This window comes from Blautia sp. OF09-25XD (assembly GCF_003482095.1).
Taxonomy (GTDB): domain Bacteria; phylum Bacillota; class Clostridia; order Lachnospirales; family Lachnospiraceae; genus Fusicatenibacter; species Fusicatenibacter saccharivorans.
The window spans coordinates 13,160-39,465 of record NZ_QUMG01000012.1; the positions used below are offsets into that span (position 1 = coordinate 13,160).

General features: G+C 49.6%; 25 protein-coding genes and 2 pseudogenes. 22 read left to right on the forward strand and 5 right to left on the reverse strand.

Going from position 1 to position 26,306, the window contains the following annotated elements; genetic code table 11:
* Nucleotides 1-5: 5 nt before the first annotated feature.
* The 15 genes and pseudogenes from DXA93_RS10660 to DXA93_RS10730 all read left to right on the forward strand — a co-directional run bounded on the left by DXA93_RS10660 (nt 6) and on the right by DXA93_RS10730 (nt 14,349).
* Complete coding sequence (locus DXA93_RS10660) at nt 6-1,994, forward strand: CoB--CoM heterodisulfide reductase iron-sulfur subunit A family protein (RefSeq protein ID WP_118594949.1); 1,989 nt, start codon at nt 6-8, stop codon at nt 1,992-1,994.
* A complete protein-coding gene (locus DXA93_RS10665; protein ID WP_055265382.1) occupies nt 1,985-2,437 on the forward strand; it encodes a hydrogenase iron-sulfur subunit in 453 nt (150 codons plus the stop codon). Before DXA93_RS10660 ends, DXA93_RS10665 begins: the two co-directional genes overlap by 10 nt.
* Nucleotides 2,422-3,390 carry a 4Fe-4S dicluster domain-containing protein gene (locus tag DXA93_RS10670; RefSeq protein WP_119208293.1) on the forward strand — a complete coding sequence of 323 codons (969 nt, stop codon included), beginning with the start codon at nt 2,422-2,424 and terminating at the stop codon, nt 3,388-3,390. The genes DXA93_RS10665 and DXA93_RS10670 overlap by 16 nt, the downstream gene beginning before the upstream one ends.
* 3 nt (nt 3,391-3,393) lie before the next feature.
* On the forward strand, nt 3,394-4,419 hold the full coding sequence (locus tag DXA93_RS10675) for a 4Fe-4S dicluster domain-containing protein (protein ID WP_055227522.1): 1,026 nt from the start codon (nt 3,394-3,396) through the stop codon (nt 4,417-4,419).
* On the forward strand, nt 4,420-5,274 hold the full coding sequence (locus DXA93_RS10680) for an FAD/NAD(P)-binding protein (protein WP_022461174.1): 855 nt from the start codon (nt 4,420-4,422) through the stop codon (nt 5,272-5,274). It begins immediately after the preceding gene.
* Nucleotides 5,275-5,290: 16 nt separating this feature from the next.
* Nucleotides 5,291-5,965, forward strand: coding sequence for a 2Fe-2S iron-sulfur cluster binding domain-containing protein (locus DXA93_RS10685; protein WP_055265389.1), 675 nt, complete (start codon nt 5,291-5,293; stop codon nt 5,963-5,965).
* A gap of 14 nt (nt 5,966-5,979) precedes the next feature.
* Entirely contained in the window at nt 5,980-7,590 is a 1,611-nt protein-coding gene (locus tag DXA93_RS10690; protein WP_055265391.1) for an FAD-binding protein, read from the forward strand.
* A 126-nt stretch (nt 7,591-7,716) separates the two neighbouring features.
* Nucleotides 7,717-8,559 (forward strand): fumarate hydratase, encoded by an 843-nt coding sequence (locus DXA93_RS10695; protein ID WP_022461177.1) that lies wholly within the window; start codon nt 7,717-7,719, stop codon nt 8,557-8,559.
* A 2-nt stretch (nt 8,560-8,561) separates the two neighbouring features.
* Nucleotides 8,562-9,125 (forward strand): Fe-S-containing hydro-lyase, encoded by a 564-nt coding sequence (locus DXA93_RS10700; protein WP_118640236.1) that lies wholly within the window; start codon nt 8,562-8,564, stop codon nt 9,123-9,125.
* Nucleotides 9,126-9,269: 144 nt separating this feature from the next.
* Nucleotides 9,270-9,590 (forward strand): hypothetical protein, encoded by a 321-nt coding sequence (locus DXA93_RS10705; RefSeq protein ID WP_243109209.1) that lies wholly within the window; start codon nt 9,270-9,272, stop codon nt 9,588-9,590.
* A gap of 320 nt (nt 9,591-9,910) precedes the next feature.
* The gene (gene larB, locus DXA93_RS10710; protein WP_119208295.1) at nt 9,911-10,663 is read left to right on the forward strand and encodes a nickel pincer cofactor biosynthesis protein LarB; all 753 of its coding nucleotides are present in this window, start codon (nt 9,911-9,913) and stop codon (nt 10,661-10,663) included.
* Nucleotides 10,656-12,034, forward strand: a pseudogene (gene larC, locus DXA93_RS10715) (nickel pincer cofactor biosynthesis protein LarC). The gene larB and the pseudogene larC overlap by 8 nt, the downstream one beginning before the upstream one ends.
* 5 nt (nt 12,035-12,039) lie before the next feature.
* Nucleotides 12,040-13,221 (forward strand): flagellin lysine-N-methylase, encoded by a 1,182-nt coding sequence (gene fliB / locus DXA93_RS10720; protein ID WP_055227514.1) that lies wholly within the window; start codon nt 12,040-12,042, stop codon nt 13,219-13,221.
* A 40-nt stretch (nt 13,222-13,261) separates the two neighbouring features.
* Entirely contained in the window at nt 13,262-13,726 is a 465-nt protein-coding gene (locus tag DXA93_RS10725; RefSeq protein ID WP_055227512.1) for a hypothetical protein, read from the forward strand.
* 137 nt (nt 13,727-13,863) lie between these two features.
* Nucleotides 13,864-14,349: a cytidylate kinase-like family protein gene (locus tag DXA93_RS10730; protein WP_119208297.1), complete on the forward strand. Its 486-nt coding sequence runs from the start codon at nt 13,864-13,866 to the stop codon at nt 14,347-14,349.
* Between the two features lie 79 nt (nt 14,350-14,428).
* On the opposite strand, the gene DXA93_RS10735 is transcribed toward DXA93_RS10730, so the two are convergent.
* Nucleotides 14,429-15,217 (reverse strand): DUF975 family protein, encoded by a 789-nt coding sequence (locus DXA93_RS10735; RefSeq protein ID WP_055227508.1) that lies wholly within the window; start codon nt 15,215-15,217, stop codon nt 14,429-14,431.
* Between the two features lie 295 nt (nt 15,218-15,512).
* Here DXA93_RS10735 and DXA93_RS10740 point away from each other — a divergent pair, with 295 nt between their 5' ends.
* From DXA93_RS10740 to DXA93_RS10755, 4 genes are all read left to right on the forward strand, one after another.
* Nucleotides 15,513-16,424, forward strand: coding sequence for a RelA/SpoT domain-containing protein (locus tag DXA93_RS10740; RefSeq protein WP_243109210.1), 912 nt, complete (start codon nt 15,513-15,515; stop codon nt 16,422-16,424).
* Nucleotides 16,425-16,456: 32 nt separating this feature from the next.
* Nucleotides 16,457-16,684 (forward strand): hypothetical protein, encoded by a 228-nt coding sequence (locus DXA93_RS10745; RefSeq protein ID WP_055227506.1) that lies wholly within the window; start codon nt 16,457-16,459, stop codon nt 16,682-16,684.
* The gene (locus DXA93_RS10750; protein ID WP_022461914.1) at nt 16,681-17,235 is read left to right on the forward strand and encodes a hypothetical protein; all 555 of its coding nucleotides are present in this window, start codon (nt 16,681-16,683) and stop codon (nt 17,233-17,235) included. The genes DXA93_RS10745 and DXA93_RS10750 overlap by 4 nt, the downstream gene beginning before the upstream one ends.
* Nucleotides 17,236-17,375: 140 nt before the next feature.
* Complete coding sequence (locus DXA93_RS10755; RefSeq protein WP_055227504.1) at nt 17,376-18,815, forward strand: alanine/glycine:cation symporter family protein; 1,440 nt, start codon at nt 17,376-17,378, stop codon at nt 18,813-18,815.
* A gap of 10 nt (nt 18,816-18,825) precedes the next feature.
* Here the strand turns inward: DXA93_RS10755 and DXA93_RS10760 are convergent.
* A pseudogene (locus DXA93_RS10760) lies at nt 18,826-19,716 on the reverse strand (polysaccharide deacetylase family protein).
* 136 nt (nt 19,717-19,852) lie between these two features.
* Here DXA93_RS10760 and recQ point away from each other — a divergent pair.
* The 3 genes from recQ to DXA93_RS10775 all read left to right on the forward strand — a co-directional run bounded on the left by recQ (nt 19,853) and on the right by DXA93_RS10775 (nt 23,097).
* Nucleotides 19,853-21,688, forward strand: a complete 1,836-nt coding sequence (recQ, locus tag DXA93_RS10765; protein ID WP_118666492.1) for a DNA helicase RecQ — start codon at nt 19,853-19,855, stop codon at nt 21,686-21,688.
* Between the two features lie 51 nt (nt 21,689-21,739).
* Nucleotides 21,740-22,621 (forward strand): hypothetical protein, encoded by an 882-nt coding sequence (locus DXA93_RS10770; RefSeq protein WP_117509205.1) that lies wholly within the window; start codon nt 21,740-21,742, stop codon nt 22,619-22,621.
* A gap of 137 nt (nt 22,622-22,758) precedes the next feature.
* A complete protein-coding gene (locus tag DXA93_RS10775; protein WP_055227503.1) occupies nt 22,759-23,097 on the forward strand; it encodes a cyclic-di-AMP receptor in 339 nt (112 codons plus the stop codon).
* 4 nt (nt 23,098-23,101) lie between these two features.
* Here the strand turns inward: DXA93_RS10775 and DXA93_RS10780 are convergent, their stop codons facing one another.
* The 3 genes from DXA93_RS10780 to DXA93_RS10790 all read right to left on the reverse strand — a co-directional run bounded on the left by DXA93_RS10780 (nt 23,102) and on the right by DXA93_RS10790 (nt 26,209).
* Nucleotides 23,102-23,869, reverse strand: coding sequence for a TIGR03915 family putative DNA repair protein (locus tag DXA93_RS10780; protein ID WP_118749949.1), 768 nt, complete (start codon nt 23,867-23,869; stop codon nt 23,102-23,104).
* 98 nt (nt 23,870-23,967) lie between these two features.
* Nucleotides 23,968-25,407, reverse strand: a complete 1,440-nt coding sequence (locus DXA93_RS10785) for a putative DNA modification/repair radical SAM protein (RefSeq protein WP_055265409.1) — start codon at nt 25,405-25,407, stop codon at nt 23,968-23,970.
* A gap of 322 nt (nt 25,408-25,729) precedes the next feature.
* The gene (locus DXA93_RS10790; RefSeq protein WP_055265411.1) at nt 25,730-26,209 is read right to left on the reverse strand and encodes a COG2426 family protein; all 480 of its coding nucleotides are present in this window, start codon (nt 26,207-26,209) and stop codon (nt 25,730-25,732) included.
* Nucleotides 26,210-26,306: the final 97 nt, after the last annotated feature.

The following is a 26,306-nucleotide window of genomic DNA, read 5'->3' on the forward strand; positions in this document are numbered from 1 at the left end:
GAAAAGTGCAAAGAATAGGAGTATTTGTCTGCCACTGCGGTACAAATATTGCGGCTACGGTTGATGTCAAAAAAGTTGTTGACGTCATCAGCAAAGAGCCGGGTGTTGTTCATGCAGAGGATTATCAGTATATGTGTTCCGAAACAGGTCAGCAGAAAGTGATCGATGCCATTCAGAACGAGCATCTGACCGGCGTTGTCATCTGTTCCTGCTCTCCGCGTATGCATGAAGGAACGTTCCGCAAAGCAGCAGAAAAAGCGGGCCTGAACCCGTATCAGCTGGAGATTGCAAACATTCGTGAGCAGTGTTCCTGGATTCATAAAGACATGGAAGAGGCTACCGAGAAGGCCGTAATTCTGGCCCGTGCAGCCGTTGCTAAAGTTATGCTGGATACCCCGCTTACCCCGGGCGAGAGCCGCGTTGTAAAACGTGCGCTGGTGATCGGAGGCGGTATCGCAGGTATTCAGACTGCACTGGATATCGCAGATGCAGGCTATGAAGTAGATATCGTAGAGAAGACCCCGAGTATCGGCGGAAGAATGTCACAGCTTGACAAGACATTCCCGACCCTCGACTGTTCTTCCTGTATCCTGACTCCTCGTATGGGAGAGGTAAACGCGCATGAGAAGATCAACATCTATACCTACAGTGAGGTAGAGAGCGTTGGCGGATTCGTCGGTGATTTCAAAGTAGACATCCGTAAGAAAGCAAGATACGTAGATATGGACAAATGTACCGGATGTGGACTCTGTCAGGAGAAATGTCCTTCCAAGAAGAACCTGAGCGAGTTCAACAGAGGCCTGTCCAACCGTACTGCAATCTACACACCGTTCGCACAGGCAGTTCCGAACGTACCGGTTATTGATACTGCAAACTGTATCCACTTCAAAACCGGAAAATGCGGTATCTGCTCCAAAGTCTGTGCAGCAGGTGCAGTAAACTACGACCAGAAAGATGAAGTAATCACCAGAGAGTACGGCGCAATCGTTGTGGCAACTGGTTTCGATACCATCAGTCTGGACAAGTTTGACGAATATTATTACAACCAGAGCAAAGACGTAATTACCTCCCTTGAGATGGAGCGTCTGATGAATGCTGCCGGCCCGACAGGCGGTAAAGTAGTACGTCTTTCCAACGGCGAGCATCCGAAGGATATCGTATTTATCCAGTGTGTCGGTTCTCGTGACGTGACCTGCAGAGGAAAGAGCTACTGCTCCAAGATCTGCTGTATGTACACCGCAAAACAGGCTATGCTGGTGCGTGACCATTATCCGGATGTCAACGTACATGTCTTCTACATTGATGTTCGTACCCCGGGTAAAAACTTCGATGAGTTCTATCGCCGTGCGGTAGAAGAGTTCAATGTAGACTACATCAAAGGCCAGGTAGGAAAAGTATCCGAGGCTCCGAACGGACGTCTTCTGGTACAGGGTTCCGACCTGCTTGACAACCGTCAGATCAAAATGGAAGCAGACCTTGTTGTCCTTGCAACTGCTATCGAGCCGAGCAAAGATGCAAGAAAACTGGCTACCATGCTGACCGCAAGTATGGATACCAACGATTTCTTTACTGAGGCACACGCAAAGCTGCGTCCGGTAGAGTCCCCGACCGCAGGTGTCTTCCTCTCCGGCGTATGCCAGGGACCGAAAGATATCCCGGAGACCGTTGCACAGGCAGGAGCTGCTGCTGTCAAAGTAGTCGGACTGCTGGCAAAAGACAAACTGACCACCAACCCGTGTACAGCAGAATCCAATCCGCTGTTCTGTAATGGATGTGCATCCTGTGAAAAAGTCTGCCCATACGGCGCAATTTCCTACGAAGACCGTCAGGTCAACGACCATGGAATCCGTGAAACCAGACATGTGGCAGTCGTTAACGGCGCACTTTGCCATGGATGCGGTGCATGTACCGTTGCATGTCCGTCCGGCGCTATGGACCTGAAAGGATTCTCCAATAGACAAATTCTCGCGGAGGTAGATGCAATATGCCGATAGATAACAACGAAAACAAAGAATTTAAGCCAGTCATCGTGGCATTCTGCTGCAACTGGTGCTCCTACGCAGGAGCAGACCTGGCAGGTTCCAGCCGTCTTTCCTATCCGGCAGACGTAAAGATTATCCGTGTTCCATGTTCCTGCCGTGTCAATCCGCTCTTCATCTTAAGAGCATTCCAGAAGGGCGCTGACGGAGTCATCCTCTGCGGATGCCATCCGGGAGACTGCCATTACAGCACAGGAAACTATTATGCAAGAAGACGTATGACCCTGCTGTTCTCCATGCTGGATTACATGGGCGTTGAGAACGGACGTACCCGTGTGGAATGGGTATCCGCCGCAGAAGGTGTGAAATTCTCCCAGACCATGAACGAGTTCATCGAGCAGGTTACAAGCCTTGGTAAGAATGTCAGATTGGAGGATTTACGATGCAAGAAAAATTAGTATCCCGCGCAAAAGAGCTTCTGTCTGACGGTACCATAGTCCGTGTTCTTGGCTGGAGAAAAGGTGACACTGATTTCAGTGCAGAGCCTGCATTCTTCGAGACTGCCGAGAGCCTTTCCGAGTTTACCTACGACGGATTCTGCGGCGCAAATCTTAGCAAATACATGATTAAAGCATCGAAAGAAGAAGGAAAAACACTCGTTTTCTTAAAACCGTGTGATACTTACAGCTTTAATCAGTTAATCAAAGAGCATCGTGTGGATCGCGAGAAAACCTACATCGTCGGCATCGGCTGCGATGGAAAACTCGATATCGAAAAGATCCGTGAAGCAGGATGCAAGGGTATTACCGCTGTAACAGAAGACGGCGATACCATCAAAGTGGCAACTGTTTACGGCGACAAAGAGCTCGCAAGAGAGGATGTTATCCTGGAAAGATGCAAAGCCTGCAAGGGCGGAAAACACGTTGCCTACGACGAGCTGGCAGAGAACTGCGACGAAGAGAAACCGGCAAAAGAAGGCCGTTTTGAACTGGTTGAGAAGCTCGAGGCAATGGCTCCGGAAGAGCGTTTCGCATTCTGGCAGAACGAACTGTCCCGCTGTATCCGCTGTAATGCATGCCGTAACGTATGTCCGGCCTGCAGCTGTATCAAATGTGTCTTCGATAATGACCGTTACGATACCGCACAGAAAGCAAATACGACTACATTTGAAGAGCAGATGTTCCACATCATCCGGGCATTCCATGTTGCCGGACGCTGCACCGACTGTGGCGAGTGTTCCCGTGTATGTCCGCAGCACATTCCGCTGCACCTGCTGAACCGTAAATTCATCAAAGATATCGACGAGTTCTACGGAGAGTATCAGGCAGGCGCCGATACCGACAGCCGTGCACCGCTCACCAACTTCACACAGGAAGATGTAGAGCCAAGTATCGTTAAGGAAAGGGGTTAAGGGATGTATCAGATTAGCAGAGAAAAAATGCCGGAGCTCCTTGCCGCTGTTGCAAAGGAGATGGATCTTTTCCTTCCGGTACAAAACAATGGAATTACCAATTTCGGTTTCTGGACTGAGGACGCGAAAGTGGATCTCGATACCTTAAAAACCGTAAAATCCCCAAAAGACGCCTTTTTCCCGCAGAGTGAAGTTCTTTACTCCTGCTATCAGAAGGCAAACAAGACCAGCATCGAGCCGGCAGCATTAAAAGACGCGCCGTTCGCTATTTTCGGCGTTCGTCCATGCGATGTCCGCGCTTTCGATGTTCTGGACCGCGTATTCTTAAGCGAGCCGGCTGACGTTTACTATGCAGCAAGAAGAGAGCACGGCATTGTGGTTTCTCTTGCATGTCATGAGCCGGAAGACAGCTGCTTCTGCAAGACCTTCGGTATCGATGCGGCAGAACCGCAGGCTGATGTTGCGATGTGGCAGGTAGCTGACGGTTATGCATGGGAAGCAAAAACCGAAAAGGGTGAGAAGCTGACAGAGCTTGTGAAAGAATACCTTACCGAGCAGGATCTTGCAAAAGAGGTTGAGGCTGAAAAAGAAGCCATCCGTACCCTGATCGACAAGATGCCAAACAGCAATCTCTCCCTCGAGGGATGGGGCGTAGGCAAGACAAAAGAGCGTTTCGATGATCCGAAATGGAAAGAGCTTTCCGATGCCTGCTTAGGCTGCGGAACCTGTACGTTCTCCTGTCCGACCTGCCAGTGCTATGATATCAAGGATTTCAATACAGGAAACGGTGTACAGCGTTATCGCTGCTGGGATTCCTGTATGTACTCTGACTTTACGATGATGGCAGCAGGAAACAACCGTACCACACAGATGCAGCGTTTCCGTCAGCGTTTCATGCACAAGCTGGTTTACTTCCCGGACAACAACGATGGAATGTATTCCTGTGTCGGATGCGGACGCTGCGTAGAGAAATGCCCGCAGTCGCTGAATATCGTAAAAGTCATCAAACGCATGGGAGGTACCAAGTAAATGTGCAATTGTAGTTGTGGAAGCGAAGAAAAGAAAAACGCTTTGCTGCCGCAGGTCGGTATCATCACAGATATCCGCCGCGAAACACCGGACGTAAAAACATTCCGTATCGTTCGTCCGGACGGCACCAAGCTGTTTGAACATATGCCTGGCCAGTGCGCAATGCTCTGTGTACCGGGTGTCGGAGAGGCACTGTTTTCCATTACCTCTTCCCCGACAAACAAAGAGTACCAGGAGTTCTCCATCAAGGAGTGCGGTACTTTAACGAATTATCTTCACAACATGTCCGTAGGAGATGAAATCCTGGTTCGTGGACCGTATGGAAATCATTTCCCGGTAGAAACCGTATTAAAAGGACAGGATCTGCTGTTCATCGCCGGTGGTATCGGACTTGCTCCGCTGCGTTCCGTGATCAATTACGTACTGGACAACCGTGACAACTATGGTACCGTAGATATCGTTTACGGTTCCCGTTCCAAAGACGATCTGGTACAGTTAAAAGAGATCCAGGAAGTATGGGCGAAAGCAAAAGATGTCAATGTGCATCTGACGATTGACCGTGAACAGGAAGGCTGGGACGGCCATGTAGGATTCGTTCCGAACTATGTAAAAGAACTGAACATGTCCGTTGACAAAACAGCTCTGATCTGCGGACCGCCGATCATGATCAAATTTGTTCTTCAGGGACTTCAGGAGCTGGGCTATGAGAAAACACAGGTTTACACCACTTTGGAGCTTCGTATGAAATGCGGTATCGGAAAATGCGGCCGCTGCAACATCGGAGATAAATACGTCTGCAAAGACGGCCCGGTTTTCCGCTGCGACGAGATTGACGAATTACCGAACGAATATTAAACGGAGGTTGAAGAAAATGCAGGAAATGGTAAATATTTACGTTTACGGCAAAAAGTATTCCGTACCTGGCGATCTGACCATCATGACCGCTATGGAGTACGCCGGATATCAGTTAAAACGCGGATGCGGATGCCGTCACGGATTCTGCGGTGCATGTGCGACCATCTACAGAATCAAAGGAAAGAATGAGCTGAAAACCTGTCTGGCATGTCAGACACAGGTAGAAGACGGTATGTATATCGCAAGCCTTCCGTTCTATCCGATCGACAAGAGAACCTACGATATTGAAGAGATCAGCGCAGAGCAGAGAGTCATGATGGATCTGTATCCGGAAATCTACAGCTGCGTTGGATGTAATGCATGTACCAAAGGATGTCCGCAGAGCCTGAACGTTATGCAGTATATTGCATACGCACAGAGAGGCGACTTCAAGAAATGTGCAGAAGAGTCCTTCGACTGCATCGGCTGCGGAATCTGTGCATCCCGCTGTCCGGCTGGTATCTCCCATCCGATGGTAGGAGAACTGGCAAGACGTCTGAACGGAAAATACATTGCTCCGAAGTCTGAACATGTAAAGAACCGTGTAGCAGAGATCAAAGAAGGAAAATTCGATGATCTGATCGAGCAGGTTATGCAGAAACCGATCGAAGAAATGCAGGAACTTTACAACAACCGTGAGATCGAGAAATAAGGAGGGAATTTCGAATGTATACACTGGCCAATATGCAGGACTCTATTAAAAAGGTAGAAGCTACCAGAGCCCAGAGAATGGCAACAGAGCCAAGAAGAATGACAGCGGATGAGAAAGATGCCCTTCTTGCAGCATATCATCCGGACTATAAAGAGGAAGGCTTCATCACCCTGAAAGTCGGTCCGAACAAAGGCGAGAAAGTTCCGACAGAGCTCGGCTATCTGCTGGAGTCCAACAGCCGTATCCTCGGTGTTGACATCGACCTTGACAAAGTAGATTATGACGTAGATGTACTGGTTATCGGTGCCGGTGGAGCAGGTTCTTCTGCAGCTATCGAGGCTCACGAGGCTGGCGCAAACGTTATGATTACCACCAAACTGAGAATTGGTGATGCAAACACCATGATGGCAGAAGGTGGAATCCAGGCAGCGGACAAAGAAAACGATTCCCCGGCACAGCATTATCTGGATGCGTTCGGCGGCGGACACTTTGCTGCAAGACCGGAACTGCTCCGCAAACTGGTTATGGAAGCTCCGGATGCAATCTCCTGGCTGGAAAACCTGGGCGTTATGTTTGATAAAGATGAGAATGGCCGTATGGTAACTACGCACGGCGGCGGAACTTCCAGAAAACGTATGCATGCATGCCGTGACTACTCTGGAGCAGAGATCATGAGAACACTGCGTGATGAAGTCATCAACCGCGGTATTCCGGTGATCGAGTTCTCTTCCGCAGTAGAGCTGATCAAAGACGATAAGGGACAGGTTGCAGGTGCTGTTCTCCAGAACATGGAGACTGGCGAGTACCAGGTAGCAAAGGCAAAAACCGTTATCATCGCAACAGGTGGTGCGGGACGTCTTCACTACAACAACTTCCCGACATCCAACCATTACGGTGCAACCGCTGACGGTCTGATCCTTGGATACCGTGCAGGCGCTCCGCTTCTGTATCAGGATACCATTCAGTACCATCCGACCGGAGCTGCTTACCCGGCTCAGATCTTCGGTGCTCTGGTAACCGAGAAAGTACGTTCTCTGGGCGCAATGCTCGTAAACGTAGACGGCGAAGCATTCATGCATCCGCTGGAAACCCGTGATGTATCTGCAGCAAGCATCATCCGCGAGTGCTCCGACGACCGCAACGAGGGCGTTGAGACTCCACAGGGCAAGGCTGTATGGCTGGATACTCCAATGATCGAGCTGATCCACGGAGAAGGCACCATTGAGAAGAGAATCCCGGCTATGTTCCGTATGTTCATGCAGTATGGCATCGATATGAGAAAAGAGCCGATCCTGGTTTACCCGACGCTGCATTATCAGAACGGTGGACTGGAAATCAACGGCGAAGGCTTTACCAACACCGTAAGCAACCTGCTCGTAGCAGGTGAGGCAGTTGGAGGAATCCACGGAAGAAACCGTCTGATGGGTAACTCTCTGCTGGATGTTATCGTATTTGGCCGTGATGCAGGAAAAGCTGCAGCAGCAAAAGCAAAAGACGTAACACTTGGAAAGATGAATCTGGATCATGTGGAGAAATATGCTGAGACCTTAAAAGAGGCAGGCATTGACACCGGTATGGTATCTCCGCAGCTTCTGCCGGATTATGCAGGAAAGAGACACCTGTAAAATGCAGTAACCGCGAAAAAGCGTGGCCCGGGGCAGAAATACTGTCCCTGGACACGCTTTCCGTGCTGAAAATCCATTGGATGATCGGTATGATAAAATAGCAAGGAAAGAAAGGTGGAGAATCCCATGCGTGAAATTCAGGCTAGTACCATTACGGATGTGGTAGAGAAACTTTGTATCGAAGCAAACTACCATCTTCCGGAAGACGTAAAATGTGCCATCACAGGCTGCCGTGCCTGCGAGGATGGCGAGATTGCAAAAGGTGTTCTGGACAAAATCGTAGAAAACTATGAGATCGCAGACGCACAGAACGTGCCGATCTGCCAGGATACCGGAATGGCATGTGTTTTCCTGGAAATCGGACAGGATGTGCACATTGCAGGAGGGGATCTTGCAGAGGCAGTCAACGAAGGTGTCAGAAGAGGATATGACAAAGGATACTTAAGAAAATCCGTTGTCAAAGATCCGGTCAGAAGAGGAAACACCGGCGACAATACACCGGCTATGCTCTACACCGAGATCGTTCCTGGCGAGCAGATCAAAGTTACCGTAGGCCCGAAAGGCTTCGGAAGCGAAAATATGAGTATGATCCGTATGTTCAAACCGTCCGCAGGTCTTCAGGGAATCAAGGATTTCATCCTGGAAGTTGTTGAGACAGCAGGCCCGAACCCATGCCCGCCTATGGTAGTCGGCGTTGGTATCGGTGGAACCTTCGATAAATGTGCACTGCTTGCGAAAAAAGCACTGATGCGCCCGATCGATTCCGAGAACCCGGATCCGTTCTACGCAGATCTGGAAAAAGAAATGCTGGAGAAAGTCAACAAACTCGGCATCGGACCGCAGGGCTTCGGCGGAAAAACCACAGCCATCGGCCTCAACATCGAGACAATGCCGACTCATATCGCGGGAATGCCGTGTGCAGTCAACATCAACTGCCATGTTACCCGTCATAAAACGGAGGTGATCTGATCATGGAAAAACATATTCAGCTGCCTTTAACAGAAGAACTGGCAAAAACACTGCATGCCGGAGATACCGTATATCTGACCGGAACTATCTATACTTCCCGTGACGCCGGACATAAGAGAATGTGTGAAGCGCTCGCAAGAGGAGAAAAAATCCCGTTTGATCCGACAGACGCTACGATTTACTACGTAGGACCGACCCCTGCAAAACCAGGCCAGGTCATCGGATCTGCAGGTCCTACCACCAGCGGCCGTATGGATGCGTATGCTCCGACCATGATGTCCGTAGGCGCAAGAGGAATGATCGGTAAGGGCGCACGTCTTCCGGAAGTTGTAGAAGCCATGAAGAAATATCATGGCGTATACTTCGGAGCCATCGGCGGAGCCGGCGCACTGCTTGCAAAATGCATCAAAAAAGCAGAGCTGATCGCATACGAAGATCTCGGTGCAGAGGCACTTCGTCGTCTGGAAGTAGAGGATATGCCACTTTTCGTTATCATCGACTGTGAGGGAAATAACCTGTATGAGATGGGAAGAAAAGAGTATTTAGAAGCGCATAAAGAAGACTAAAGGTTACATTTGTAACGACGAAATACAAGAGAGACCATAGACCCGTCTGATTATTTCAGACAGGTCTCAAGCTGAAAAGACATCAGGGCATTAACACTTGCAAGCGACTTTCGGCAGAAAAAGAAATGAAAGAGGAAGAAAAACATGACTGTAGAAATGATAAGCCACTTACTGGAAGCACTGATGATCCTGTGCTTTGGCCTGTCCTGGCCGCTGTCCATTTATAAATCCTGGACTTCAAGAACAGCAAAAGGAAAGAGCCTTTACTTTGAGGTGTTCATCTGGATCGGATATATTTTCGGTATTGCCAACAAATTTATCAGCTATATGAACAACCCGGACAAAGACTGGATCTTTTTCCTTGCATGGGCTTTCTATTTCCTGAACATTGCAGAGATCACCGTAGATATGGTGCTGTACTTCCGCAATGTAAAACTGGATAAGAAAAGAGAAGCAGGGAAATAAAGCAGCGGAATACAGTTAAACTTACAGAATCCCCGGCGGTGCGGCATTTGAGGCGGCATCAGCGGGGATTCTTACGTTAAAAAAGGTAAAGGGGTTCTTCTAAAAGAGGGATTGCGGGAACCGGAAAAGAACGGTATACTTGTGTATAGAATCTGCTTGACTTAAAGTGCACTTCATAGTTTAAAATAAAGAAAGCTGGAGATTTGCCGTGTCAGAAAAGAGAAGGTTCTGGCAGAGCAGAGGTTTCAGCTTTCTTTTTATGTTGTACCGTAGTGGGTACGAAAGAAAAGAGTTGAAAAACGAAAACGAGGTGAAATGTTTTGGAGGCAAGAGAGGTACTGGAAAAAGTAAAAAACAACGAAATCTCCATCGAAGAGGCAGAAAAATATTTCAAAAAAGAGCCGTTCGAGGAGATGGGATATGCGAAGCTTGACACGCATCGTGAAATCCGAAGCGGGTTTCCGGAGGTGATTTTCTGTGCGCGGAAGGCGGATGAACATCTGCTGAAGATTTTTACGCGCCTGTATGAGCAGGACGGCGAGGTTTTCGGAACGAGAGCCAGTGAGCACCAGTATGAGCTGATCCGGGAAAAGTTCCCGGAAGTGGTTTATGATCCGCTGTCGCATATTTTAAAAATAGAGAAGAAAGACAAAAAGCGAATCGGCAAAATTGCTGTCTGTACGGCGGGAACCGCAGACATTTCCGTTGCTGAGGAAGCGGCGCAGACGGCAGAATACTTCGGAGCAAACGTCGAGCGAATTTATGATGTCGGCGTGAGTGGTATCCACCGTCTGCTGTCACGCCTCGATACGATTCAGAGTGCCAACTGCGTTGTAGCCGTTGCCGGTATGGAAGGAGCGCTGGCAAGCGTGCTCGGCGGCCTGGTGGATAAGCCGGTCATCGCAGTTCCGACCTCTGTGGGCTACGGGGCCAGCATGAACGGTCTTTCGGCGCTGCTTACGATGATTAATTCCTGTGCGAACGGAATTGCTGTCGTAAACATCGACAACGGTTATGGGGCCGGATATATTGCAACACAGATTAACAGAATGGGAGTGCATAAAGATGAGTAAAAGTTTATATCTGGAGTGCGGGAGCGGAATCAGCGGGGATATGACCGTTGCAGCTCTGCTCGATCTGGGAGCAGACCAGGAGGTACTGGAGAAGGCACTGGAAAGCCTTCAGCTGCCGGGATACAAACTGCCGTTACGAGAGTGAAAAAATCGGGGCTGGATGCCTGCGACTTCAATGTCATTCTGGATGCGGAGCATGAGAACCACGATCATGATATGGCGTATCTGCATGGGGATATGGCGAAAGCGCATGGACATGGAGAGGAGCATCCTGCACATGAACAGGAACACACGCATGACCATGACCACAATCAGGAGCATCCGCACGATCATAACCATACACACACACATGACCATGCATACAGCCATGACCATGCGCACGCAGGAGAGCATCATCACCATCATGAGCACCGCGGCCTGCCGGAAATTCTTACCATTATCCGCCGCGGTGATCTGACACCGGGAGCGAGAGCTCTGGCAGAGCGGATTTTCCAGATTCTTGCAGAAGCAGAAGCAAAAGCGCACGGTGTGCCGCTCGATCAGGTGCATTTTCACGAGGTAGGAGCGGTCGATTCCATCGTAGATATTGTTGCCGCCGCCGTCTGCCTGGACAACCTGGCGCCGGACGAGGTGATTGTGACGGGGCTCTGCGAGGGAAGCGGTTTTATCCGATGCCAGCATGGACTGATCCCGGTTCCGGTACCGGCCGTTTTAAATATCGTGCAGACGCACGGCCTGACGCTTATTCCGACCGGAATCAAGGGCGAGCTTGTTACACCGACCGGTGCAGCTATTGTTGCTGCTATCCGAACAAAAGAGAAACTTCCGTCCTCATTTAAATGCACGAAAACAGGTCTTGGAGCCGGAAAACGGACGTATGAGCGGCCGTCACTTTTACGGGCTATGATGCTGGAAACCGAGGAAAATGACGAAAAAGATACGATCTGGAAGCTGGAATGCAATATCGACGACTGCACCGGTGAGACGCTTGGCTACTGTATGGGAAAACTGCTGCAGGCAGGTGCAAGGGATGTTCATTATATTCCGGTCTATATGAAGAAAAACCGTCCGGCATATCAGCTGGATGTGATCTGCGAGGAAGAAAAGCGGGAAACACTGGAGAATATTATTTTCACGGAGACAACCACGATCGGAATCCGTCGCTGCCAGATGGAGCGTACCGTGATGAAACGCGAATTTGCAACGATCACGACCGAATACGGGGATGCCGCTGTCAAGATCTGCCGTCATGGAGAGATAGAAAAAGTTTACCCGGAGTACGAGAGTGCCGCACTCATTGCTGAAAAAAGCGGTATGCCGGTTGGTGAGGCCGGTGCGTGGATCGTACAGAAATATAAAGAAGGAAAGTAAAAAACATGAGATATTTGAAACCACATTTTTACGATCAGTTTACATGCACAGCAGGAGATTGTCCGGATACCTGCTGCGCCGGCTGGCAGATTGTGATCGACGAGGATTCTCTGGAGCGGTACGGAAAGGAGCAGGGCGAGTTTGGAAAACGTCTGCGCAATTCCATCGACTGGGAAGAGGAGTGTTTCTATCAGAAGAACCGCCGCTGTGCTTTTTTGAATGATGAGAATCTCTGTGACCTCTACAAGGCACTGGGCCCGGATGCGCTTTGCGATACGTGCCGTCTGTACCCGAGACATACGGAAGAATATGAGGGACTGCGGGAGCTTTCCCTGTCCCTTTCCTGCCCGGAGGCGGCGCGAATCATTCTGTCCTGCCAGGAGCCGGTGCGCTTCCTTGCGGAGGAGACCGACGAGGAGGATGATTTCGAAGAGTTCGATTTCATGATGTTCTCGCAGCTGGAAGATACCAGAGATGTTCTGTTCAAAATTCTGCAGAACCGTACGATGCCGCTGCAGGAGCGCATGAGGGCGGCGGAACAGCTTGCCGAACAGTATCAGATCTGCATGGAAGAACAGCGGGAATACGATATTGATGATCTGCTTCGGAAATATGAGAAGCATTTGGAAGAGGGAACCCTAAGCGAGTGCGCGGCGGAAAGTCTGGCCCAAAAAGGTGTGGACGCTGCGGGATTCCACGTATGGGAACGTCAGAGAAAAGAACTGGCTGTTCTCCGAAGCCTCGAGCGCCTGCGCCCGGAATGGGATGAGGTGCTTGACGGTACAGAAAAAGTGCTGTACCAGAATGGCGAATCTGCTTACCAGGCTATCTGTGAAGAATTCCACCGCACCTTTGGAGCGAAAAGCAGCCGTCGTGCCGAGTGGGAAAACATAGGCGAGCAGCTTCTGATGTTCTTCGTCTACACCTATTTCTGCGGTGCCGTCTACGATGATATGGTCTGTTCCAAAATGGAACTTGCCCTTTTCTCCGTTCGCTGGATCCAGGAAATCCTGCTTGCGCGGTGGCTGGAAAACGGAAAAACACTTTCCATGCATGACGTTGAGGAGCTTTCCTGGCGTTACGCACGCGAGGTTGAGCATTCCGACGATAACCTGAATGCGCTCGAGGACTGGCTGTTTGAGACTTACGCGCCGGAAGGATGTGTACTGGAAGAAGAACAGGAATAGAAGAGGAAGAAAAATCATGCAGGAAAAGCAAAAGAAATAGATGCTGCGTATTGCGCTTTATCTGGTTGGAATTATTGTGCTGGCACTTGGCATCACATTGAAAACAAAGACGAACCTCGGCGTGTCGCCCATCATCTCCATTCCGTACGCTGTGGCACAGATTTTTGGCTATGAAACAGGAACGGCAGTCTTTGTGGCGTATCTGATCTTTATCGTATTACGGATTGTGCTGCTGAAAGGAAAATTTCCACCGTTCCAGCTCTTACAGGTTGCGGCCAGCTACCTGACCAGCGCCTTTATTACCATCTTTGACCGGGTTCTCCCGGTACCTGAACAGATGGGAAGCCGGCTTCTTGTCCTTGCCCTTGCTATCGGAATGATCGGTGCAGGACGACCGGTGGGAATCGGAATCGGCACTGTTGTAGCCATGGTCTGCACGGGAAGAGTGATCGCGCTGTTTAACCATTTTGGAAAGAAGAAAATAGAAGAAATCACAATCGCATAGCACGCCAATACCCCTGTCGAAAAACCTTGAGTTTTCGGTGGGGGTTTGTTATAATGAAAGACAGCGAAAGAAAAATTTTTTGATTTGTCATAAGGCGTTTGTTTGCGTTATGAGAAGTGCGAAGGAGGAAGTGGCAAATGAACTTAGTTATTACGATGAGCCGCCGGTTTGGCACAGGGGCGAGTATTATTGCAAAAGAACTTTCCGAGAGACTGCATATCCCGGTATATGATAAGGACGATGTAGAGCACGGCATGCGTGAAAATGCCTTTGAATCTGAGGCGGATGCGATCTGCGAACTGGCAAAACAGCCGTGTATTATTATTGGACGGTGCGCTTCGGAGTTTCTGAAAAATAAGAGCAACGTCATTAATATTTACGTTTGCGCGGACAAAGAGGATCGCATCAATCGTATCATGAAGTTGTTTTCTCTGACAAGAGAAGCTGCTGAGGTGATGCTGGAAGAGACCGATAAGCAGCGTGCCGAGTATTATTACAAGAATACCGGAAAAACATGGGGAGATGTGAATAACTATCATATGATCCTGAATACATCGGATCTTGGCATCGAGAACTGCACAGATATTCTGATGCGGTATTTTGAAATGAAAGATTATATCTAAACGAGATACAGAAAAAGTAAGAGATTATAAAAAATCAGGTGTTTCCCAAAAAGAGAAGCACCTGATTTTTTGATCCCATTTAGTAAGTCTGATACGTATTGCTGTAACTGCGGCCAGAGAAGTAATTCTGTTTCAGAACCAGAAACAGTTCGGCATCGGTTGCGTACTCATACGGATTCGCATAGAAGAGACCGACAAGACCGCAGGTGATGGAAGAGAGAATCTTCCATCCGATAAAGGAAAGATCCAGGATGAAGGCATTCATTTTTTCGCCATCCATCATTTCACGGCTGATCCGAAATGCGTCCTCTGTGGAAAGATCCGGGCAGTCGGCTAAAAGATACGGTACCATACGGTATTCATAAGATTTTACAATTCCAGGAATAATAAGAAGCAGCGACCAGAGGAAAGTGTAAAGCTTCATCAAAAACAGAGTCCAGACTGTTTTTCCGTAGGTGCCATTCTGGAATCCAGACAGCATATAGCCAAGTCCCGCTTTTTCCATTGAGTTTTCGATGAAAAACCTTGCGCCTCCGACTTCGAAGGGAGCCAGGATAAAAATGTCGATGAGAATAAATGCAAGTCCGATGATAAGAAGCACAATACCACCGAAAACAGAAAAAACAAATTTAACCGGACCAAGCGGGGTGAATCTTTCAGCAAAAGATGCAACATTAAGGTTATCGGAAGAAATGGTAAATCCGGATATACTGGACGTATTGTGCTGATTTCCATTATTGGAATTTCCGGAATTGGAAGTACCGCTTCCGACCAGCAGCGTCAGAATCAGGGCTGCTACCACACAGATCCAGTAATTGCGTAAAAATGCGGCTTTTCCGCGGGTTTTCAGTTGCTCTCGTGTCCACATAAAAAGACCTCCCTCTTAATGTAAGTGTAAACAGCAGACAATTCTGCCAAGTCACGATTATCTTACCATGGAGCAGGTGAAACATCAAGACAGCTTAAGGAAAGTTTAAGAAATTGGCAGAAAGATTAAAGTGGAAATGTGCATTCTTAAATAAAGATTTTACTTGTGAAGCGGGGATGAATGTGCTATAATCTCTCCGGTGCGTCAGAACGCAGCGGGGCCGGGTTTCTCCGGGGTGCGTTCTGAAAAAAAAGAAACCTGTACGTTGAATTGACAAAGAGAGCGAGGAATTTACGTGTATCTGACAAAGGACGAGTTTCTGCAGAAATTTGGAATTCTGCCGCAGGAATTTGAAGAAGCAGATATTTCCTGGGAAGAACTGCTGGAAATTGCGGATGATTATGAACGGCGCCGGCCGACGCTGGAAAAGATCCGAAAAGAATTTGTGGCAGAATTTCTGCAGGACAAGGAAAAAGAGATCGGACTGCAGTCGTACCACAGCCGCCTGAAGGACACCGAACATCTGGTGGAAAAGCTGGTGCGCAAGCGTCTGGAAAATTATGCAAAATACCGGAAAATGGATGCGACAAACTATATGCGTTATGTGACAGACCTGATCGGAATCCGGGGACTTTTGCTGTATCGGGAGGACTGGGTAAACTTCCATAAATATATTACCCACTGGTTTAAAAACGATCCGGAAAAATACATCCGTGATTACGGCCGTGACTACGACAAAAATGCGTCGGGCTATATGGCAGAGCCGCCGAAAGTCCATACAAGACTTGGCGATTACGCCGACATCTATATGAACTGGATTCCGGAGGAGAACATTCTGGACCGGAAACATTACCGTGCGGTGCATTACATTGTCGTTTACCGCGGCGTCTACATTGAAATTCAGATTAAGACGCTGTTCGAGGAGGGCTGGGGAGAGATTGACCACAGCATTCTTTATCCGCGGCGCAAGGGAAACGCCATGCTGACAGAGTTTTCCGAGCTGCTGAACCGTCTGGCGGGCATGGGAGATGAGATGGGATCGTTCTACCGCCGTCTCCAGGTTGTGCCGGATGAGAAGTTCCAGAGCAAGGAAACGATCGTGCGCAAGCGTGAATTAAAACCGCAGGTCAAGGCAGCGGTGGAAAAACGCGATCTGAACGAAATTCATACGATGGATGATGCCGTCTGGAGCATACTGAAAGAATAAAACTGCTTTTTAGACATGGGAAAGGATAAAAAATGGATGGAAGAAACACGGGCCGCATGGGCTTCTCTCATGCAGCAGAGGACTCTGCGGAGAATATGATGGCGGCAGTCAAAGCCGGAAAAATCCGAAAACATCTGATGGGAAATACTTCGCCGATCCGCTATGGAACGATGGAAAAGCGCGAGATGACCGAATATACCGACTTTGTCCGGACGAAACTCTGTTATGAAATTCTGAATCTGCCCGGGGAGGAAAAATGAATACAATAGAAAAAATATATACAAACTACGACGGACTCCTGGAAGAATTTTCTGAGGAAGTGATTCAGAGCCGTTATGCCGTTTTTTATGAAGAGATCGAGGAATTTGCCAAAAGTCTCGGCATTCGCGAGAAAATCCAGATCAGTGAATCGCTGTTAAGCCATGCGGTGCTGGACTATTTCACGGATATTTCCCGCCTGAAACATTTTCACCAGGCGAAACATATCAATTCGCTGAAAGTAATCTCCTATGAGACATACTGGCTGCTGCGGAGAAAACCGATCCAGATTCTGGTGGAGGATGAGACATCGGATGCGATGGCATTTCTGAATGAAAAATTTGTCTTTTCCCGCATTGCAAAGTATCTGATGGGTGACGGAAAACGAGTGATTTTAAGCCCGGAAACGAAAAAGGGCTTCTTGAACTATCTGGATTCCCTGTTTTATTACTTGAAATACCGCAATTACGATGCGGAAATGCTCGAGATGATGCTGATGGGCTTCAAAGCGGGCGTTCTGGTGGCGGACGATTTAAAAGAGCAGGAATCCTGAGAACGGGCGAAAGCAGAATACAGTAAAATAGGATGAACACAGAAAGAACCGGACGGGGCTGCAGGCCGCTGTCGGGTTCTTTTTTTTGCACAGCTCTGCATAAAGTGCAAAGAAAACGTTGTGATGTACGGGGAAGGAAAATGAGTGCAGACAATCTGGAAAAAATCCATGCATTTCTAAAAAAGGCGAATGAAATCGCCTGGGGGCCGCCGCTTCTTTTTCTGCTGCTTGGGACAGGCATTTTTCTGATGATCCAGCTTCGTGCGCTGCCGGTTCGCCGTCTGGTTTTTGCACTTCGGACAGCGTTTGGCCGCAGAGCGAGGCGCACCGGGGAACCAACAGAAGCAGGTGTTTCGCCGTTCGCATCGTTGATGACGGAACTGGCAGCAGAGATCGGGACAGGCAATATCGTGGGCGTTGCCTCGGCGATGGCACTTGGCGGTCCGGGAGCACTGGTGTGGATGATGCTGGCAGCGGTGATCGGGCTTGCACTGAAATTTTCGGAGAGCTTTCTTTCTGTGAAGTACCGGATGCAAAAGAAAGACGGGACCTACTGCGGTGGTCCGATGGTAACGCTGACGAGAGCCTTTCCAGAGGAAAAACTGGCAAAGGTGCTGGCTGTATTTTTTTCCGGGAGTGCCGTTCTGGTATCGCTCGGAATGGGAAATATGACGCAGGCGAACTCGATTGCGCTGGCGATGCAGGATACCTTTGGCGTGGAAAGAGAAAAAAGCGCACTGGTACTGACGATTCTTCTGCTGCTCGTTGTGACAGGCGGACTGCGTTCCATTGCAAAAGCGGCGGAGGTATTGGTACCGGGTATGGCACTTTTTTATCTGGGCGGGGCAGGAATTGTGATCTGTCTGCATGGTGGAGAGCTACCTCGAACGCTGTCTGAGATGGTGCAGAATGCGTTTTCTTTCCGGGCGGCATCGGGAGGCGCAGTGGGAGCCGGAATTGCCCTGCTGCCGCCGGCTCTGCGGTATGGGATTTCCCGCGGTGTGTTTTCCAATGAAGCGGGGCTGGGAGCAGGCGGAATCAGTGCCGCTGCGGCGCAGACGGACGATCCGGTGCGGCAGGGATATATCAGTATGACCGGTGTGTTTGTTGATACCATGGTAATCTGCCTTGTGACCGGTCTTGCCGTCGGAGTGACCGGTGCGGCAGAGCGGGCAGCGGAAGCGGAAAAAGCGGATGGCGCGGCGATGGTAATCCGGGCATTTGAAAGTGTGTTCGGACCGGCGGGAGGTTATCTTGTTACGATCGGGATTCTGCTGTTCGCGTTTGCAACGATGGCGGGCTGGGCCTACCAGGGGGAGCAGGCGTTTGTCTGGCTGGTGAAAAAGGAGAGTTTCGGAATGGTTTACCGTGTTTTCTTCTGCTTTGCAGCATCAGCAGGATGTGTCTGTATGGCAGAAATCGTCTGGAACTTTGCAGAGCTTGCCAATGCCTGCATGGCGGTGCCGAATCTGATTTGTGTGCTGCGGCTCTGGAAAACAGTAAAAGAAGGGGCAGTCAGGTTTGAGAGCAGCATAAAAAAGTCGGAACAGAGGAAAAACGGAGGCAGGGGAGGAACATGAGAAAACGTATTCAGGCAGATTTCACGGTGAGCTGGTTAAGAGAGCCAAAAGAATAGCCCATTTCTTCCCACTTTGTCAGCAGCTCATCGAGAATCTCCGCGTTGGTGGATGAGGTATTATGAAGCAGGACGATGGCGCCGGGATGAATGCGTCCGGTCAACTTTTTGAAAGCCTCCTCGTGGGTCGGCTGCTGATCCTGGTACCAGTCTACATAGCAAGACTCCAGAAAAAAGTCTGATAGCCGAGATCTTTTGCCATCTGCAGGTTCTGCGTGCTGTATTTTCCCTGCGGAGGCCGGTAAAATTTCACCATTTCCTGGCTGGTGGTTTCCTGGTAAAGAGCGGAAACACGGTTCAGCTCTTCGGAGAAGGCTTCCTGCGTGGAAATTTTGGACATATCCGGGTGCGACCAGGTGTGGTTTCCGACGATATGGCCTTCTGCCGCCATGCGTTTGACAAGATCCGGCTGGTCGGAGAGAAAATTGCCGACAACAAAGAAAGCCGCGGGTGCCTGATGCTTCTGGAGTGCGTCAAGGATCGCCGGGGTGTTGCCGTTTTCATAGCCGCAGTCAAACGTCAGATAGATGATGTTTTCTTCCGGTGAAGCGGCAAACCAGGCGTTGTAGGCGGCAAGCTCTTCGGATGTAGCATTGCGACGGGAGTCTTCCCTTTTCCGGGAAGGAGAGCCCCCAGTTTTCGGCAGCAGAGGAGAGGACGGGCATCGAAACGGAAGAAACAGGTGTCTCCGACGCAGCAGAGAGAAAAACTGGGGCTGCCTTTCGGAGCGCACGGCAGGTAAAGTGGGACAGAACAGAGCCAAAAAGAAAAGCGGAGCAGAAAAAAGCGGCGGCGATACCGGCTTTTTTCAGGATCCGGCGGGAAAGGGGTGAAAGAGAACGCATAAAATCCCCCTCCAGGACTTTTTGAGACAATATATGTATGGATGAAAGAAAACATGCGGCACACATCTGTTTGACTTTACCTGCAATCTATGTCACAATGGAGGTAGAGTGGATGGAAAGGGCAGAGAAAAACAAGATGACAAAATATGAGGTTTTAAAAAAGTACTTCGGTTACGATTCCTTCCGGGAGGGGCAGGAGATGCTGGTGGATGCGCTTCTGAACGGACAGGACGTGCTCGGCATCATGCCGACCGGAGCAGGAAAATCGCTGTGTTATCAGATTCCGGCGCTTCTGCTGCCAGGAATTACCCTGGTGGTATCACCGTTGATTTCTCTGATGAAGGATCAGGTATCGACCCTGAACCAGGCGGGGATTCACGCTGCGTTTCTGAACAGCTCCTTAAGTGCGGCGCAGTACCGGAAGGCACTCGGCTTTGCCATGGAGGGCCGGTACAAGATTATTTATGTCGCCCCGGAACGCCTTCTGACACCGGAATTTTTGTGCGCGGTGCAGTCGATGGAAATTTCGATGATTAGTGTTGATGAGGCACACTGTATTTCCCAGTGGGGTCAGGATTTCCGCCCAAGCTACCTGAAAATCACAGAGTTTGTCGAGCAGCTTCCCGCACGGCCGGTGATCGGTGCCTTTACGGCAACGGCAACAAAAGAGGTACGGGATGATATCGAAGCACTGCTGTCTTTGCGTGATCCGGTACGTCTGGTCACAGGCTTTGACCGGAAAAATCTGAAATTTACGGTACAGCAGCCGAAAGATAAATTCGCAGCCGTGGAATCATTCCTTGCAGAGCACGAGGCGGACTGCGGAATTATTTACTGTCTGACCAGAAAAAATGTGGAGGAGGTCTGTGAGAAACTCGAGCAGAAAGGATATTCTGTCACAAGATACCATGCGGGTCTCTCTGACCTGGAACGGAAGGAAAACCAGGAAGATTTTATTTATGACCGGAAGCAGATCATGGTAGCGACAAACGCTTTTGGTATGGGAATCGATAAATCGAATGTGCGGTACGTCATCCATTATAATATGCCGAAAAATATGGAAAGCTATTACCAGGAGGCCGGCCGTGCGGGACGGGATGGCCTTCCGGCGGAATGTATTCTGCTGTATGCGGGACAGGATGTGATCACAAACCAGTTTTTTATCGAACACATGGCGCAGGAGAGTGAGGATCCCGAGACGACAGCGCTGATCCGTCAGCGGGAGGAGGAACGGCTGAAGAAAATGACGTTTTACTGTTTCACCCATGAGTGCCTCAGAGATTATATCCTGCGGTATTTCGGGGAATACGGTTCCAATTACTGTGGAAACTGTTCCAACTGCCTCTCGGAATTTGAAACGGTGGATGTGACAGCGGCGGCAAAGGCAATCCTTGGCTGTGTGCGGGAATGCCGTCAGCGCTACGGCACGACGGTGATTCTCGATACCCTGCACGGTGCGAATACCGCGAAAATCCGCCAGTACCGCATGGATGAAAACTCCCATTACGGGGAACTGGCAAAAGAGCCGGTCTACCGGCTGCGGCAGATCTTAAATGAACTGCAGGTCCGGGAATATCTCTATGTAACGGCCGACACATACAGCATTGTGCGCCTGTTGCCAAAAGCGGCGGAGCTGCTGGATGAGGACGGCACGATGCTGATGAAGATGGCAAAAGAAGAAAAACGGATTCCGAAAGCCGCAAAAGAGAAGACAAAGACAAAAACCTCGGCAGCGGCAAAGGATCTTTCCAACGAGGAGGCCGCGGTATTCGAAAAACTGCGGGCACTCCGGATGGAGCTTGCAAAGGAGCATAAAGTGCCTCCGTATATTATCTTCTCGGATAAAACACTGATCCAGATGGCGATGGAGAAACCGTCCAACAAAGAGGAAATGCTGGCGGTCTCTGGTGTCGGCGAGAGCAAATTTGAAAAGTACGGGGAACCGTTTCTTGCATGTCTTGCAGAAAGATAAAACAAGTCGTGTAAAAAAACGGGAAAACAACAGGAAAGGAAGAATACGCTTATGAAAAAAGAAAACGCAGTTATTTTTGGAGTGACCGGTGTTGTAGTTGCCGCCGTGCTGATTGGAGGCGGAATCTATATGAAAACGGAACGGGACCGAAATCTGAATGCAGATACAGCAAGTACTGCAGCGGACAGCAATAGGGCAGAAGAAGTACAGAAAGCCGTATTTCTTGCAGAAGATTCCGGGTTATGGTACCTGGGAGATCTGGAACACGGAAACATCTATGTGACACATACACCGTCCGACACACTTTACGATGAAAATGGAAATGCTATTGATCCGTCCGAGATCAAAAAAGGAGATTTTCTTCAAGTGGAGGGCGACGGTATTATGCTGAACTCCTATCCGGGACAATATCCGGGTATCAGCCGTATTATGAGAATCAGCGGCGGTACGGAGGCGGATGCAGAAAAATTCGATGAGGAACTTTCCCAGATTCTGCCGGAAAAGGATCCATCGGAAATTCCGTTTCTGAATCTGTGCTACACACAGCCAAATGCCCAGGTGACAGCTATGGCAACACAGGGAGGTTATACCTGGTCTTATGTTGATGAGGACGGCAATGGTCAGAACGTCGTTGCGGACAGTGCGTTCATTCTGGAATGGACGGAACTGAGTGATCTGCATACAGCAAATGACGAAGGAAAAACCGATCTGGAGCTTGTCTTCTCGGAGGAGCCGGATTCTGTCACAGCAGAAAGATGGCCGGCCGAAGACCGGGGGCAGAACTTTGGCAATGGTTACCCGGAGGGAGAAAGCGTTTCTGTGGAGCATGCGGAGAGCTGGAGCATTCCGGGAGCCGAGGCCGGCTACATCTACGAAGTGGACGCGGTATTCGAAAATGGAACCGTGTCATACGGATTTGAAGTGAAAAAGTAAAAAAAGACTTTCTTTTTCCGTGACATTATGCTATTTTTACTGTGAAAACAGAAAAATGCAATGTGCCATACGGCATAAGCAGCTGACTTTTCAAAAATCAGAATCCGTTTGACCGGAGGATGCGAGGAGGAATTTGTATGAAGTTAATTGTTGCTGTATTACGGAAAGAGGACGAGGCAGACACCATTGCCGAGTTGAACAAAAAAGGCTTTTTTGTGACGGAGCTTGCCACGACCGGCGGTTTCCTGAAGGAGAAGAACACAACACTGCTGATCGGAACCGATGATCATAAGCTCGACGCTGTGCTTGCGATCTTAAAACAGGAAGCAGGGCTTCGGAAAACAGTTACCTATGCGGCCACCCCGATGGAAAGCGGAAACTTCTGCCCGGGCGGAAATTACTCTGTTCCGATTGATACCCAGACAGGAGGCTGTACTGTGTTTGTGCTGAACATGGAACAGCTGGAAAAATTCTAAGACTCTAAAGATTTTTAAATTCCGGCATATGATCCCGGTAGTGGAGCGGCAGATGCGTACGCTGACAGTCGGGATTGGAACGCTCTTTGATGGCAATTGCGGTGAAAAATCCTTTCCAGAGTTCTTCGTAAGGGTCCGAAGTGGATTCCGTGAGGGAAAGGCGTTCTATTTCATCCGGAGAAAGACGGGTCAGATAAAAGGGCCGGTCAGCGGGATGCACGACAGCAAGCTGCCGGTTATCATCGAGAATCATCCAGTTTTCTGAGGGGAGCCGGTCAGAAAAATGGGGAGCGACCAGGGTCAGCACATTGGCTTTCGGGGAAATATGCGAGACCAGGATCGGAAAACCGGAGGAAATATTTGCAAAACGGATAAATTCCCGGAACGAATGCGCTTCATTTGTGACCTGACGGGAAACTTCAAAAGCGTGGAATACCGCCGGTTCCTGCAGCATATGCAGGGTATCCTTTCCATAGGAAAAGCCGTAGAGCAGAAAACGATAAATGACGTCGGGAGCGTCGCTTCTCTCGGACATTGCACAGAGATAGACGAGCCGCCAGGCTGCTGCGCCGATCTTCTTTTGAATGGATCGCGTGACGCTGGCGGCTTTTTCTGTGTCCGGCTCAACATGGCAGTAATCGCAGAACAGCTCCAGATTGCCGACTGGTTCCGTCATCAGCCGTACATTGCGGTAGCCGAGACGGGAATTCCAGGCTTCATAGATGCAGGTCAGGATCGACGCAAGATCCGGGCTGCAGGTGTAAACAGTCATAATAAAATCCTTTCTGAAATCAATTGATACAGACAACAGCCTTCTGCAAAAAGCGCAGATACAGCAAAAAGGCTTTTCCGTGAGAAGAACGCCCGGGATTATATATGCCCAGGTACGGCAGCATCAAACAGAGAAAGCTGCTGATACTGTTCCGGATGGGAAACCTCCCAGTTGGAGGCGGCTTCCTCTCCCGTGAGCTGCCGGGTCAGAAACTGCTGTTCCAGCCGCATGTGATACATCATTTTTCCCTCGCAGGTGATAAAATATTTGGCGCGTTTCAGCACCACACCGATCTTTTTCAGATGCTCAAAGGAAAGATGGGAGCTTCTGCGGCTCTTTACAATCCGCATGGCCGATTTCGGCCCGATGCCGGGAACGCGCAGAAGGTCGGCATACTCAGCCGTGTTGATCTCCACCGGAAACAGCTCCATATGGCGCAGCGCCCAGTCGCATTTCGGGTCGAGCTGTGCATGAAAGTTCGGGTGGGCTTCATCGAGCAGTTCATCCGCCTGAAAACCGTAGAAGCGGAGCAGCCAGTCTGCCTGATAAAGGCGGTGTTCCCGAAGAAGCGGCGGCTTGGTTTCACGTGAGGGCAGGGCGGAATCCTCGTTGACCGGAATGTAGGCGGAGTAAAAGACGCGCTTCAGGTCATACTGCTGGTAGAGAAGCTGTGAGGTGGAGAGAAGCTGGTAATCGTTTTCCTTTGTCGCACCGATGATCATCTGCGTGCTCTGGCCGGCAGGAACGAAGGGAGCAGAGCGTTCCTTTTCCGGCAGTGACCGCGCGGAGGAGGAAGAGATCCAGCCCAGATCGGCAGCGGAGGCGGAAATCTGCTTTCGTGTATCGAAAATGGAGTGGGAGAGATAGCGGTTTCCCGAGGAACGCTCTAAAAAAGCGCTTTTCCCTGCGGTCAGCCGGTAATCTACAATACCGGACTGGATCTGGCGCATGGGTTTTAAAATCGCTTTCTGTGTCTTCTGCGGGGCCAGTTTCTGCAGCCCTTCTCCGGTCGGGAGTTCCAGATTGACGCTCATGCGGTCGGCGAGATAGCCGGTCTTTTCGATCAGCTCGGCGGGTGCGCCCGGGATAGCTTTGACGTGGATGTAGCCGTTAAAGCGGTAACGATTACGTAAAAGATGCAGAGTGCGGTACATGAGCTCCATCGTATGGGCAGGATTTTTGCAGACGGCGGAACTTAAAAAGAGTCCCTCAATATAGTTTCGGCGATAAAATTCCGTGACGAGTGTACAGACCTCCTCCGGTGTAAACGTGGCGCGCTGCCGGTCATTCCCGGCGCGGTTGACGCAGTATTTACAGTCGTAGATACAGTCGTTGCTCTGCAGAATTTTCAACAGAGAGATACAGCGTCCGTCGGAAGAAAAGCTGTGGCAGATACCGCAGGAGACCGAATTGCCGAGATGTCCCTGTTTTCCGGCACGGTTCACACCGCTGGAAGTGCACGCAACGTCGTATTTGGCCGCGTCAGCGAGAAGATTCAGCTTCTCGGAGAGAGAAAGTGTTTGTGATGATAACTGCATGGCAGAAAAATTCCTTTCTATGTCCAAATGAATACGAATAAAAGTAAAACAATAAGATAACAGGTATTTTATAAAAAGAACAACTGTTCGATAAAAGAAGTGTAACACAAATCGAACGAATGTTCAAGAGGAAAAATGAAAATAGTACAAGAAAATACTGGAAGAAAAGAAACAGAATTCGATCCGGAAAAACGTGAACAGGAAACAGCAGGGAAAATTTCTGTTAGAAAAAAGTTATACAAAAACAGCCGCACAGATCGGAAAAACAAATCTGTGCGGCTGTAAGCCAAATTTTATGGAATTGAAACGGAAGCAGAGCCGTTTACGCCAAAAGCGCCCCAATTGCCCCGAATACGCCGGAACTTGCAAGCAGCATGATGACGCTTGCAAGGAGAACACCGCCCATGATGGCGAGAACGCTGGTCTTAAAGTCCATATCGAGGATACTTGCGGCCAGTGTGCCGGTCCATGCGCCGGTTCCCGGGAGCGGGATGCCGACGAAGAGCAGCAGGGCGAGCGGAAGTCCGCGGCCGGCTTTTGCTTTCAGTTTTTCCCCGCCTTTTTCGCCTTTTTCCAGACACCAGGTGAAGAACTTTCCGATATACTTTTTATCACATCCCCAGACAAGAACCTTTCGAGCGAACAGGAAAATAACCGGAACCGGAAGCATATTTCCGATGACGGCGATCAGATAGGCCGGAAGCGTCGGAATATGGAAAGCTACCGCGTACGGAATCGCACCACGCAGCTCGATGAGCGGAACCATGGAAATCAAAAATACAATCAGATATTTGGTAATCATATACACCTCTCGTTTTTTACAAAATGTTATCGTTTCTTAGTGCAACGCTCTTATTGTAGCGTGATGCCCGCCATTTGTCCAGTATAAAAAGAAAGAA